A 12,372-nucleotide genomic window follows, 5' to 3' on the forward strand; every position below is an offset into this window, starting at 1 on the left:
CGCGCAGGGCGTCACTTCCGCCAGAACAGGTGGTGCCGCACCGCGCCCGTCGGGCTCGGCACGACATCGAGGTGGAAGCGGTCCAGAAGGTCGTCGGGGGAGTCCCAGAGCTTGGCGCCGGAGCCGAGCGTGACACCGTCGGCGACCGCCACGTGCAGCGTGTCGACGAGGTCCGCCTCGAGGAACTCGCGGATGGTGGTGGCTCCGCCGCCGAGCCGGATGTCCTTGCCCTCCGCCGCCACCCTCGCCTGCTTGAGGACGGTGCCGGGGTCGGCGTCGACGAAGTGGAACGTGGTGTCGGACAGGGTGATCGACGGGCGCGTGTGGTGGGTCATGACGAACACCGGGGTGCCAAACGGCGGCTCCTCGCCCCACCACCCCCGCCACTCGTGGTCCTGCCAGGGCCCGGTCTGGGGCCCGAACTTTCCGCGCCCCATGATCTCGGCGCCGATGTTGTGGGAGTAGTCCCGCGTCAGATAGTCGTCGAGGCCGCGGGAGCCGCCCGGATCCGTGCGATTGGGCCAGCTCGCCGTGGCCCCGGCCCAGGCGAACATCTGCCCGGGGTCGGCGTGGCCGAACGGCCGCTCCAGGCTCTGGCCCTGACCTGCGCCGAACCCGTCCGCGGACACGTTGAAATTCTGGACCTTCAGCAGTTGCTGTTTCACGGGGCTCCTCCTGCGTGATCGACAACTGTGAGACTGCCACGGCGAACGAGACTCATCGCGCAGGTGCCGGGCGGGGTGTCACGCGGCGCCGCCCTTCGCCCCGGCCTTGCTCTCCACCGCCTTGTCCGCTCCGGCCTTGGTGTCCGCCCCGGCCCTGGTGCCGGCGGTGTCCTTCGCGGCCTTGTCGGCGCCGGACGAGGCGACGTAGAACACCGAACGCTGCTGCCGGGTGCGCTCGGCGCGGGCCTTGGCGACCAGGGCCTCCAGCGTGTTGCGGACGACCTTGGTGCTGAACTCCCGCTTGGGGTGCGCCTTCTGAAGCGTCGACGTGATCTCGGCGGCCGACCGGGGGCTGGTCTCGGATTCCAGCTGGGACACGATCAGCTCGACCAGCGTGGAGCCCTGCGGCGCGGTCTTCTCGGCGGCGGGGGCGCTGGGCTTGGTGGCCGCCGCGGACTTGGCGGGCTTCGCGGCCTTGGCCGCCTTGGCGGGGGCCGCGGCGCTCTCGCGGGTCTTCTTGGCCCGCGCGGGCTTCGGCGCCGTCGTGTCCCGCGACTTCTGGCGCGGCACCTTGGCCGCCGCCTTGCCTGCCGCCTTCTCGGGTGCGGGCACCGGCAGGGGCGGCAGTTCGCCGCTGCCGATGGACTTCAACATGCTCTCCAGGAGAGCGCGGTTCTCTTCGAGCGTGCCCAACTCGGCCTGGAGCGAAGAGATTTCCTCGCTGATCCGCTTCAACTCGCTCTCGTTGTGCGCGATGTCGTCGCGGATCCGGTCGGCGTAACGGGCCTTGAGCTCGGTCTGGGGCGTGGTGTCCGACATGGTGGCTCGCTTTCGTGGCAAGGAGTGATCTGTCGGTGTGTGTACGTGTGTGCTGTAGGGCCGGATGCTACTCACCCGGGTGCCCACCGCGTGGCACGTCAGCACAGATCGGTCACCTTTTACGGTAAGGGAGTTGGCGTGTTGACGCGCACAGGGCTTGCGTCCGATGCCACCGAAGCCGCTGACGGGCCGCGGGAGTTCACCCTCGCGCCCCTCGGGTCGACACCCCGGTGTCACCCGGATGAACCGGCGTTGCGGCCCCTCCTCGCCACTCCACCGCAGGTCAGGCGTTTGTGCAGGTCGGAGGGGGTGGCGTAACACCCGCGAAACACGAGGGGGCGTACGGTCTGCCGTCACATGCACCGCACAGAAGGGACAGGTATGGAAGACCGTGACGGATCCCGGGCAGACCGGGCACGCCGCGTCGCCGACGTGCTGCGGCAGGGGATCGTCGACGGGGCGTACGAGGGTGTGCTGCCTGACGAGCGCGCCCTCGGCCACTCGCTCGGAGCCACCCGCAACGCCGTGCGCGAAGCGCTGAACATGCTGCGGGACGAGGGTGTCGTGACGCGGCGGCGCGGCATCGGCACCCTCGTGACCGGGCACAAGGCGGGGCACGGGCTCTCCCGGCTGGTGGGCCTCGCCGAGGAGCTGACCGCGTACGGCGCGGTCACCAACGAGGTGCGCGAGGCACGCGTCGTGCCGCACGCCCCGCCCGCCATCACACAGCGCCTCGGCCTCCCGGAGCACTCCGAGGCGGTCTACATCGAACGCCTGCGATCACTCGACGCCGACCCGCTCTCCCTCGACTCGACCTGGCTCGCCCCCGACATCGGCCGCCCGTTGCTCGACCGCCACCTGGCGGGCCGCGATCTGTTCGCGCTCATCGAGGAGACCAGCGGTACGCGCCTCGGCAGCGCCGAAGTGACCGTGCACGCCGTCACCGCCGACCCGGACACCGCGCGCCTGCTGGACGTGGCGGAGGGCGCAGCGCTGTTCACCATCGACCGTCTGACCAGGCTCGCGGACGGCCGCCCGGTCGACGCCGAGTCACTGCGGGTGCGCGCCGACCGGTTCGCCCTGCGAGCCGTCCTGCCCAGGGACTGAAGGAGCCGCACGTGCGAAGCGAACGACCAGGAGACCGGCAGCGCGGGTGGGAGCGGACATGAACCTCGACACGACACACCTCGTCCTCCTCGCGGTGTTCGGGCTGCTCGGCGGCATCGGGATCACCGCCATCGGACCCGGCGGGGTGCTGCCGACCATCGGTCTGTTCCTGTTCTCGGGCCTCACGCCCTCCGGCGTGGCCGGCACCGCGATCGTCACCCACGTCGCCACGGGCCTGCTCGGCACGGCGGCGTACGCCCGCTCGGGACAGTTCCGGGACCCCGGAACCCGGCGCTGCGCCGCCGTGCTCGCCGGTGCCGCCCTCGTGGGGGCGCCGCTGGGCGTGCTGTGCAACACCCTGGTCGCGGGGCGCGGCTTCGGGATCCTGCTGGCCTGCGCGGTCGTCGTCACCGGCATCCTCGTGTGGGTGCGCGACCGGCGCGCCGCGGACGGTGCCGAGCGCGCGCACATCCCACTGGGCCGCACGGCCTTGATCGGTGTCGTCGTCGCGGTCGTGGCCGGCCTCTTCGGGCTCGGCGGCCCCATGCTGAGCGTGCCGCTGCTCGTGGTGGCCGGGCTGCCGGTCCTGTCGTCGCTGGCCGCCGCCCAGGCCCAGTCGATCGTGATCGCGAGCGTGGGCACGGTGGCGTACGTGGCGCACGGCACCGTCGACTGGCGGCTCGCGGCGCTGGTGGGCGTGCCGGAACTGGTCGGCGTGCTCATCGGCTGGCGCATCGCACACGCCCTCCCGGCCCGCCGCCTCAAGTACGCGATGGTGGCCTTCCTCCTCGCGTCGGCACCGTTCCTGGCCCTGCACTGAGTCCGTGGCGGCCTGTCCGCACCACACCGATCGCCGCCAACTGCCCTGTTGGCGTTGCCGTGTTGGCCGAGGGACGGAGGGGCGGATGACATCGAGCACGTTTCGTATCGGCGGAGATCTGGGCGTACGGCGGCTCGGGTTCGGGGCCATGCACCTGCCGACCGAGCCGGGGCCCGCCCGCGCGAACTCCGTCGCGGTCGCCCGGCGGGCCGTCGAACTGGGCGTGACGCTGATCGACACCGCGCACATGTACGGCGGGGGAGCCAACGAGGAACTCCTCGCCGAGGCCCTGCACCCGTACCCGGACGGGCTGCTCGTCACCACGAAGGTCGGGATCGCGCGCTCCGGCCCCGAGGAGGAGTGGCGGCTCGACGGGCGCCCGGCCGTGCTGCGCGACCAGGTGGAGCAGGCGCTGCGCCGGCTGCGGGTCGAGCGGATCGAGCTGCTCCAACTGCACCGGATCGACCCGGCGACCCCGCTCGCGGACCAGCTCGGCACGCTGCGGGACCTGCGCGGCGAGGGAAAGATCGGCCGGATCGGGCTCTCCGAGGTCACCGTCGACGAACTCGAAGCGGCCCGGCGGATCGTCGACATCGCGAGCGTCCAGAACCGCTACAACCTGCTCGACCGCGAACACGAACCCGTCCTCACCGCCTGCGAGGCGGCGGGCATCGCGTTCCTGCCGTGGCGACCCGTCGCGTGGGGGAAGTCGGGAGCGGAGGCGGACATCGCCGCCGTGGCGAAGGCACTTGACGCGACGTCCACCCAGGTCGCGCTCGCCTGGCTCCTGGGCCACTCACCGGTCGTCTGCCCGATCCCGGGCACCGCCAGGATCGGACACCTGGAGGAGAACCTCGCCGCGGAAGGCCTGCGCCTGGCCCCGGAGCACCGCGCCTTTCTCGACGCACTGGCCGCTCCGGGGGCACCTCCCGGGCCCTGACGGCTCCTCAGAGCTCCTGGAGCGTCACCCCTCCATCGCCCTCCTCGACCATCGCCCGCCCGTCCACGCCGTCGCGCACCACGCGGTACGTCGCGGCGACACCTCCGCGCGGATCGGGCACCGTCACCGTGACGTCCTCCGCGCCCGGTGTGACGAGGAGCGTGAGCCCGGTCAGCCAGTCGCCGTCCGGGCGGGAGTCGTCCGCGCCCAGCGGGAGGACCGCGCCCGGCCGTATGTACAGCGGCAGGCTGTCGAAGCCGTGCCGTTCACGGCGCCATGCCGGGCCCTCGACCCGTGCGCCGGTGAGGAGATGGGTCCACGTGCCCTCGGGGACGTAGAACTCGACGTCGCCGGCCTCGGAGAACACCGGGGCCACCAGGAGGTCGGGGCCGAGCATGTACTGGCGGTCGAGGGAGCGCGCCGTGGGGTCGCAGGGGAAGTCGAGCAGCATCGGGCGCATCAGTGGCACGCCCGTCGTGTGGGCCTCGGCCGCCGCCCGGTACAGGTACGGCATCAGGCGGTGCTTGAGCCGGGTGAACTGCCGCGCGACGTCCACCGCCTCGTCGCCGAACTCCCACGGCACCCGGTACGAGGACGAGCCGTGCAGGCGGCTGTGGGAGGAGAGGAGACCGAAGGCGAGCCAGCGCTTGAAGACCGCCGCGTCCGGGGTGCCCTCGAAGCCGCCGATGTCGTGCGACCAGAAGCCGAAGCCGGACAGGGAGAGGGACAGGCCGCCGCGCAGCGACTCGGCCATCGCGCCGAACGAGGAGAAGCAGTCGCCGCCCCAGTGCACAGGGAACTGCTGACCGCCCGCGGTCGCCGAGCGGGCGAAGAGGACGGACTCGCCGCGGCCGCGCTCCTTCTCCAGGAGGTCGAAGACGACCTGGTTGTACAGGTGGGTGTAGTAGTTGTGCATGCGCTCCGGGTCGGAGCCGTCGTGCCAGACGACATCCGTGGGGATGCGCTCGCCGAAGTCCGTCTTGAAGCAGTCGACCCCCTGGTCGAGCAGCACCTTGAGCTTCGCGCGGAACCAGGCGCAGGCCCGAGGGTTCGTGAAGTCCACGAGCGCCATGCCCGCCTGCCACAGGTCCCACTGCCAGATGTCGCCATTGGCACGCTTCACCAGGTAGCCGTGTGCCGCGGCCTCCTCGAACAGGGCCGACTTCTGGGCGATGTACGGGTTGATCCACACGGAGATGCGCAGCCCGCGTTCCTTGAGGCGGGCCAGCATGCCCTCCGGGTCGGGGAAGACCGCGGGGTCCCACGCGAAGTCCGACCACTGGTACTCGCGCATCCAGAAACAGTCGAAGTGGAAGACGCTCAGCGGGATGTCGCGCTCCGCCATCCCGTCGACGAACGACGTCACCGTCTCCTCGTCGTACTGCGTGGTGAAGGACGTCGTCAGCCACAGGCCGAAGGACCACGCGGGCGGCAGCGCGGGGCGGCCGGTGAGCGCGGTGTAGCGGCGCAGCACGTCCTTCGGGGTGGGCCCCGCGACGACGTAGTACTCGAGTGACTGGTCCTCGACGCTGAACTGCATCTGGCCGACCGACTCCGAGCCGATCTCGTAACTGACCCTGCCGGGGTGCGCGACGAACACGCCGTAGGCGCCCGCGGGGGAGACGTGCAGGCTGAACGGGACGTTCTTGTAGGCCTGTTCGCTGCTCGTGCCGCCGTCGGCCTGCCACATGTCGACGACCTGGCCGTTCCTGACGAACGGGGTGAAGCGCTCGCCGAGGCCGTAGACCTGCTCGCCGACACCGAGTGACAGCTGCGCGGCCATGTGGTGCGCGCCGTCGGCGGTCCGCAGGAAGGCGGTGCCCTTGCGGCCCGAGGAGGTGACCTCGCGTCCTTCGGTGTCGCGGAAGGACAGCTGCCAGGGTGCGGCCTCGTCGAGGCACACGGTCAGTGCGCCGCTGGAGAGTTCGACCCGTGTGCCGTCGCGGCGCACCGTACCCGTGCCGGCCTCCTCGCCGGGCAGTCGGAAGTCGGGCCCCGGGCGTCGCTTGCCCGCGTGGTGGGTGACACGGACGCCGATGACGCCCTCGGCGGGAGTGAAGCAATCGACCGTCAGCAAGGGGGAGTTGAGGGTGTCGCCGCGCCGCTCGATCCGCTGCACCGCGGCGAACGCGGTGCAGCGGTCGGCGTCGACGCGCAGGTCGCGGACCTCGGTGGCGTACGAGGCCTCGACCCCGTCGCGCATCAGCCAGAAGCCGTCGGTGAACTTCATCATCTTCCTCGGGGTGGGCAAGTGCGTGGGCAGGGCGCCACTGCACCGCATTTGAGCCCACAGGCATCGAAAGATCAAGAGGTTGGCGGCAGGAATTGTCGAAGCGCTTCGATGAGCCATTCGATCCATGTGCAACAGGGGATGGCGGGCTGTGCGCGAGTGATGAAGTCGGTCGCGGGGTCTGGTGTCGAAGCGCTTGATGACGTATTAGTCATGGCGGAAAACAAAAACGCGCTCTGCGTGTGCGGCGCGGGCCGGAGCCGTACCGCGCGATGCGAACACCTCGTCGGGACACGGGAGTTCCGTCGGGGCCGGCCACCCCTTCAAGGCTTGGGTATCCACCGTGACAGCAGCACTTCCACCGGCCGTGCCGCGCCGCCGGCGCGGCCGAAGCACCACCGCGGCACTCACCGCCTGCTCCGCCCTCGTCGCCGGGGCGGCGCTCACCGGCTGCGGCGCGGGGAGCGACCCCGGTGTGTTCACCGTCCTCAACTCCTCGACCGATGCCTCGTACCACGGCTGGGACGCCGCCACGCTGAAGCGGTGCGGCACGAAGCTGGGCCTCACCATCGAGCAGCAGAGCGTGCCCGCCGCGCAGGTCATGCAGAAGTCGCTGCGCATGGCGTCGTCGAAGTCGCTCCCGGACGTCATCCAGTTCGACGCCTCCGAGATGCCGACGTTCGCGGAGGCGGGCGGCCTGGTCGACCTGCGCTCGCTCGGCCTGTCCACGCAAGGCATCCCGAAGGGCATCGTCGACTTCGGCTCGTACAAGGGGACGTACTACGGAGCCGCACGCACGGTGAACACCCTCGCCCTCTTCTACAACAAGGACATCCTCAAGAAGGCCGGGCTCGACGTGCCCGCCACCTGGGACGAGATGCGGGAGAGTGCGAAGAAGCTCACCCGGGGCAGCCGGTACGGCATCGCGCTGAGCGCGGGCGGCGCGGAGGACGGTGTCTTCCAGTTCGCGCCGTTCATGTGGTCCAACGGCGGCGACGAGACGAACCTTGCCGGGCCGAAGGTCGCGGGCGCCCTCGACTACTGGAAGGGCCTCATCAAGGACGGCTCGCTCTCCAAGTCAACCGTCAACTGGACGCAGGCCGACGTCAACGACCAGTTCATGGCCGGCAACGCCGCGATGATGATCAACGGCCCGTGGCAGGTGGAGACGCTGAACACCAAGAAGAACCTGCACTGGGGCATCGCGCGGATCCCGGTCCCGAAGCGCGGCGCGAAGTCCGTCGGCCCCCTCGGCGGCGCCGTCCTCACCGTCCCGAAGACCGAGGACACCGGGCGACAGAGGACCGCGGCGAAGATCATCCGCTGTATGTCCTCCGAGCGCGAGCAGATCACCTACGCCCGCAACAGCTGGATGGTCCCCGCCAACGAGAAGGCCGCCGCGACCTGGCGCAAGGAAGTGCCCGAACTCGACGCGCTCGCCGACCAGGTGGCCACCGCCCGCTCCCGCACCGCGAAGGTCGGAGCGCGCTGGTCGTCCGTGTCGCTCGCCCTTCAGAGCGCCTTCCAGTCGGCGCTGACCGGGCAGTCCAGCGAGGCCGCGCTGAAGAAGGCGCAGACCCGCGCCACGAGCGGGAACTGAGGGGGACTCACACCATGTCGACCACCACGGCCACCGCACCCGCCGCCCAGCGCACGGCAGTTCAGGAGAAGACCGGCCCGGCACGCGCAAGGCGCCGTCGCAGGCTCAGCCAGTGGGGGTTCATCGCCCCCGCCGTCGTCTTCATGCTGCTGTTCTTCGGCTACCCGCTCGTCCGCAACGTCGTGATGAGCTTCCAGGACTTCTCACCGTCCACGTTCTTCGACGGCAAGTCCCCCTTCAACGGCACCGACAACTGGAGCAAGGTCTTCCACGACGACCTCTTCGGCAAGGCGCTGTGGCACACCATCGTCTTCACGATCGGCTCGCTGATCGGCCAGTTCGGCATCGGCCTCGCGCTCGCCGTCTTCTTCACCAGGCGGTTCCCGCTGAACGGGTTCCTGCGCTCACTGATCCTGCTGCCGTGGCTCGTCCCCATGGTCGTCTCCGGCATCGTGTGGCGCCGGATCCTCGACCAGGACACCGGCGTGCTCAACTCCTTCGCCGAGACTGTCGGCCTCGGTGGCGCCACCCCCTGGCTGACCAGCCCCGGCATGGCCCTGTTCTCCGTGATCATGGTGAACATCTGGATCGGCATCCCGTTCAACATGGTGATCCTCTACGGCGGCCTCCAGGAGGTCCCCAAGGAGCTGTACGAGGCCTCCTCGCTCGACGGAGCGTCCGCCTGGCGCACCTTCCGCTCGATCACGCTGCCGCTGCTCAAGCCCGTCATCACGGTCGTGCTCGTCCTGGGCTTCATGTCGACGGTCAAGATCCTCGACCTGATCCTCGCCCTCACCGACGGCGGCCCCGCCGACGCCACCCAGACGCTCGGCACCCTCACGTACCAGAACTCCTTCGTCCAGCTCGACTTCGGCGCGGGCGCCGTCGTCGGCAACGTCCTCATCCTCATCTCCGCCGTCTTCGCGGTGTTCTATCTGCGGGCCAACCGCTCCGAGGGGAAGTGACCGGCATGGCCACCGCCACCACCACGTCCGGGCGCCGCTGGGGCGCCACCGTCGCCGGGATCGTCATCCTCGGCGTGATGCTGTTCCCGCTGTACTGGATGATCAACACGGCGCTCCAGCCCGAGTCGGGCCTCCTCGAGGTCTCGCCCGTCCCGAAGTCGCTCGACCTGTCCGGCTTCACCTCCGCGATCACCGAGCAGGGCGGCCACCTGCTCACCTCGCTCGCCGTCGCGCTCGGCGCCGTCGCCATCTGCCTGGCCATCGCCGCGCCCGCCGCGTACGGGCTCGCCCAGTTCCGCCTGCGCGGCAGCCGCACCATCGTCTTCGGCACCCTCATCACGCAGATGGTGCCGGGCATCGTCATCGCCAACGCCCTCTACAGCGCGTACGTCGATCTGGGCCTGGTCAACTCCTACTTCGGCCTGATGCTCGCCGACGCCTCGCTCGGCATCCCCTTCGCCATCGTGCTCATGCGCTCCTTCATGGTGGCGATCCCGAAGGAGGTCATCGAGGCGGCCGAGGCCGACGGCGCGGGCAAGCTGCGCACCTTCGTCCAGGTCGTCCTGCCGATGAGCCGCAACTCCCTGATCACAGCTGGGCTCTTCTCCTTCCTGTACGCGTGGAGCGACTTCATGTTCGCGCTCACGCTGAACACGACGGACGACGTCAAGCCGGTGACCCTCGGCATCTACCAGTACATCGGCGCACACGTCGGCGACTGGGGCTCGGTCATGGCCGCGTCCGTCCTCTCGGCCGTCCCGGCCGCCGTCCTGCTCGTCCTCGCCCAGAAGTACATCGCCGCCGGGATCACCGGCGGCTCCATCAAGTGAGGTCAACCCAGGTGCGACGCGAACGTCTTCATGAACGCGCCGGTCGACTGACCCACCCCGCTGCACGTGGCCGCCGCCGGGCCGCCCGGGCCGTCGGGGCAGGCATGGTCACGGGTCGCCGACCACAGGGAGATCCAGGCCATGCCCCTGGACTTGGCGAACCTGCCGAGTTCGGCGGCGTCGGCGAGGGTGAAGACCTCTTCGTCGATGTCGTTGACGCCGATCATCGGGGTGACCGCGACGCGGTTCCACACCGCTCGGTCGGAGCCGCCGATGATGTGCTTGAGCTGGGCGTGCGTGGCCTCGGCCGCGTCGATGGCGTAGGCGCCCATGCGGCCGCGCGGGTGCGGCGCGGGGGAGGAGCCGAAGTTCATGGCCATGGCGTTGACGGCGCCGATGTCGACGCCGTGCTTCTTGGCGTTGCGCAGCAGCGAGAGACCGTCCGCGGTGATGCCGCGGGGGAGCGCAGGGAGGGTGAACGACACGTCCAGGCCCGGGTGTTGGCGTTGCAGCGCCGCGACGACCCGGTTGCGGCGGTCCACGCTCGCGCGGTCGGTCAGCGCGTCGCCCTCGATGTCGAAGTCGACCTTGGTCAGCTCGTAGTGGTCGATCACCTTCTCGTAGGCGGAGGTGAGGCGGGGCGTCGACGTGCAGGTGCGGGCGAGTTCGTTGCCGCTCTGGCCGCCGAAGGAGACACGTACGTCGCCGCCCGCTGAGCGCAGTGCGCCGAGCTCGGCGGTGACCGGGTTGCCGTCGAGCGTCGACCTGCCCCACTGCGGGGTGCAGTCGCCCTTGGGCTTCACGAAGGCGAGGGTGTAGGTCTTCACGCCCGTGTCACGGGCGGACCGCGGCAGGTCGAAGGCAGGGGAGAGGGAGGTGTCGACGTACGGGGCGAACGAGACCGGCCTGGGCGGCGGGGCCGAGTGGCTCGGCCTCGGGGTGTGCTTCTTCGGTGGGGAGTGCGAGGGCTTCGGCGCCGGCGAGGTGCTCTTGTCGGGGCTCGGGGCGGGTATCGCGCCGATGGTGCAGGGCGTGCCGTCGACGGAGCAGTGCGTGGGGTGCGCACCGGACGTCGAGCGGGCCTTGAGGGTGAGGGTGACCGACTTCCCGGCCGCGAGCGAGGGGGCGCCGGGGCGCGCCTCGGCCGTCACGTGCCGACCCTTCACCGCGTAGTGCGCGGACGACAGCGAGGAGAGCGTGGCGCCCTTCGGCAGCGTGAAGGACAGCTTCCAGTCGGGTGCCGCCGACCCGCCGCCGTTGTGGATCACGTAGCGGCCGGTGAAGGCGCTCTGGGAGGTGGCCGTGCCCTGGTAGCGGGCGGTCAGCGACGCCGGTTCATCGCCGCCGGTGGCCAGCAGGGCGCCACCGACCGTGCCCGCGACCAGCACGGCGCCGCCTGCCACGAACGCACCGGTGCGGCGGCCGAACACTCCGGCCGCGGCTGAGTCGCGCGTGGTCCACCACGCGGCGAGCGGGGTGCGCGGCTTGCGCCGTTTTCCGGCGGGGCCTCGGGACGGGGGCGCCATGCGGGTCCTTCACGATCGGGTGCGGGGCACGGCGGCACATCGTAGGTGCTGTGTCGGGTGTGTGTCCGCCCGGTGTGGGGCCGCTCACAACTGCCCCTGGAGTGCGGGGAGTTACCACAGGCCGCATATGTGATGTATCGGGGCGGTCGGCGTGAAACGGCTGTCTCTGAGGGGGATTGGGGAAGCAGGGACTGTCTGGTGGCTCACAATAATGCGTTATTATTCTCTCGCGAGGTGGACAGCGCGGAGACATTCGCCAACGCCGGGGAGGGCCTGTGGTCGACCGAGAGGACGTGCTGCGGGCGGCGGCGCGCGTGCTGGCCGAACGCGGCCTGGACGCCGCCCGATTGCGGGACGTGGCCCGCGCCGCCGGAGTCTCCATCGGTGCGCTCCAGCACCACTTCGACACCCGCGACGACCTCTTCCGCGAGGCCTTCGAGTGGTCCATCGAGCGGCTGATCGCCCGCTGGCGGGCCTCGGCGGCCGACGAGCCGGACCCCTGGCACCGCTTCGAGCTGCTCGTCCAAGCCCTCACCGGAGACCCGGAGTTGGAGCGCCGATGCGCGACCTGGACGGAATTCTGCGCGAGCGCCGCACGCCACCCCGGGCTGCGGGACGGCGTGCGGTCCGTGCACCAGGAGTGGCGCACGCTGTTGACCGGCATCGTCGAGGACGGCGTCGCCCAGGGGGACTTCACGCCCCCGCTCCCCGTGGACACGGCCATCGCGTCCGTCGCCGTGCTGGTCGACGGCTGTGACATGGCGGTCGCGGCCGGGGGCGGCATGACACCGGAACGGTACGCGGACGTGCTGCTCGGCACGGCCCGCGCGATGTTCGGAGTCCGAGCGCGCTGAAGTGTGAACAGGGCTG

11 protein-coding genes are annotated in these 12,372 nt (G+C 70.6%); 7 read left to right on the forward strand and 4 right to left on the reverse strand.

What is annotated here, in order from left to right; translation table 11 throughout:
- Nucleotides 1-11: 11 nt before the first annotated feature.
- Nucleotides 12-665: a dihydrofolate reductase family protein gene (locus tag ACNYS0_RS42490; RefSeq protein ID WP_422482260.1), complete on the reverse strand. Its 654-nt coding sequence runs from the start codon at nucleotides 663-665 to the stop codon at nucleotides 12-14.
- A gap of 78 nt (nucleotides 666-743) precedes the next feature.
- The gene (locus tag ACNYS0_RS42495; RefSeq protein ID WP_422482262.1) at nucleotides 744-1,484 is read right to left on the reverse strand and encodes a hypothetical protein; all 741 of its coding nucleotides are present in this window, start codon (nucleotides 1,482-1,484) and stop codon (nucleotides 744-746) included.
- 381 nt (nucleotides 1,485-1,865) lie between these two features.
- Here ACNYS0_RS42495 and ACNYS0_RS42500 point away from each other — a divergent pair, with 381 nt between their 5' ends.
- The 3 genes from ACNYS0_RS42500 (at nucleotide 1,866) to ACNYS0_RS42510 (ending at nucleotide 4,351) form a co-directional block, all read left to right on the forward strand.
- On the forward strand, nucleotides 1,866-2,591 hold the full coding sequence (locus tag ACNYS0_RS42500) for a GntR family transcriptional regulator (protein WP_422482264.1): 726 nt from the start codon (nucleotides 1,866-1,868) through the stop codon (nucleotides 2,589-2,591).
- 58 nt (nucleotides 2,592-2,649) lie between these two features.
- Nucleotides 2,650-3,411 carry a sulfite exporter TauE/SafE family protein gene (locus tag ACNYS0_RS42505; RefSeq protein ID WP_422482266.1) on the forward strand — a complete coding sequence of 254 codons (762 nt, stop codon included), beginning with the start codon at nucleotides 2,650-2,652 and terminating at the stop codon, nucleotides 3,409-3,411.
- 85 nt (nucleotides 3,412-3,496) lie between these two features.
- Nucleotides 3,497-4,351 (forward strand): aldo/keto reductase, encoded by an 855-nt coding sequence (locus tag ACNYS0_RS42510; protein WP_422482268.1) that lies wholly within the window; start codon nucleotides 3,497-3,499, stop codon nucleotides 4,349-4,351.
- A 7-nt stretch (nucleotides 4,352-4,358) separates the two neighbouring features.
- Here ACNYS0_RS42510 and yicI read toward each other — a convergent pair whose 3' ends face one another.
- Nucleotides 4,359-6,581, reverse strand: a complete 2,223-nt coding sequence (yicI, locus tag ACNYS0_RS42515) for an alpha-xylosidase (RefSeq protein WP_422482270.1) — start codon at nucleotides 6,579-6,581, stop codon at nucleotides 4,359-4,361.
- Nucleotides 6,582-6,948: 367 nt separating this feature from the next.
- On the opposite strand from yicI, the gene ACNYS0_RS42520 reads away from it, so the two are divergent.
- Genes ACNYS0_RS42520 through ACNYS0_RS42530 form a run of 3 tightly spaced genes read left to right on the forward strand, consistent with a single transcriptional unit; the run spans nucleotide 6,949 to nucleotide 9,976 of the window.
- Nucleotides 6,949-8,181 carry an ABC transporter substrate-binding protein gene (locus ACNYS0_RS42520; protein WP_422482915.1) on the forward strand — a complete coding sequence of 411 codons (1,233 nt, stop codon included), beginning with the start codon at nucleotides 6,949-6,951 and terminating at the stop codon, nucleotides 8,179-8,181.
- 14 nt (nucleotides 8,182-8,195) lie between these two features.
- Complete coding sequence (locus ACNYS0_RS42525; RefSeq protein ID WP_422482272.1) at nucleotides 8,196-9,146, forward strand: carbohydrate ABC transporter permease; 951 nt, start codon at nucleotides 8,196-8,198, stop codon at nucleotides 9,144-9,146.
- Nucleotides 9,147-9,151: 5 nt separating this feature from the next.
- On the forward strand, nucleotides 9,152-9,976 hold the full coding sequence (locus ACNYS0_RS42530) for a carbohydrate ABC transporter permease (protein WP_422482274.1): 825 nt from the start codon (nucleotides 9,152-9,154) through the stop codon (nucleotides 9,974-9,976).
- A gap of 2 nt (nucleotides 9,977-9,978) precedes the next feature.
- Here the strand turns inward: ACNYS0_RS42530 and ACNYS0_RS42535 are convergent, their stop codons facing one another.
- Nucleotides 9,979-11,502 carry a glycoside hydrolase family 18 protein gene (locus tag ACNYS0_RS42535; protein WP_422482276.1) on the reverse strand — a complete coding sequence of 508 codons (1,524 nt, stop codon included), beginning with the start codon at nucleotides 11,500-11,502 and terminating at the stop codon, nucleotides 9,979-9,981.
- Nucleotides 11,503-11,777: 275 nt separating this feature from the next.
- Between ACNYS0_RS42535 and ACNYS0_RS42540 the strand changes: the two genes are divergently transcribed.
- Nucleotides 11,778-12,356, forward strand: a complete 579-nt coding sequence (locus ACNYS0_RS42540; protein WP_422482278.1) for a TetR/AcrR family transcriptional regulator — start codon at nucleotides 11,778-11,780, stop codon at nucleotides 12,354-12,356.
- The last annotated feature ends 16 nt before the right edge of the window (nucleotides 12,357-12,372 follow it).

Source organism: Streptomyces anthophorae, from assembly GCF_049310305.1.
Taxonomy (GTDB): Bacteria; Actinomycetota; Actinomycetes; order Streptomycetales; family Streptomycetaceae; genus Streptomyces.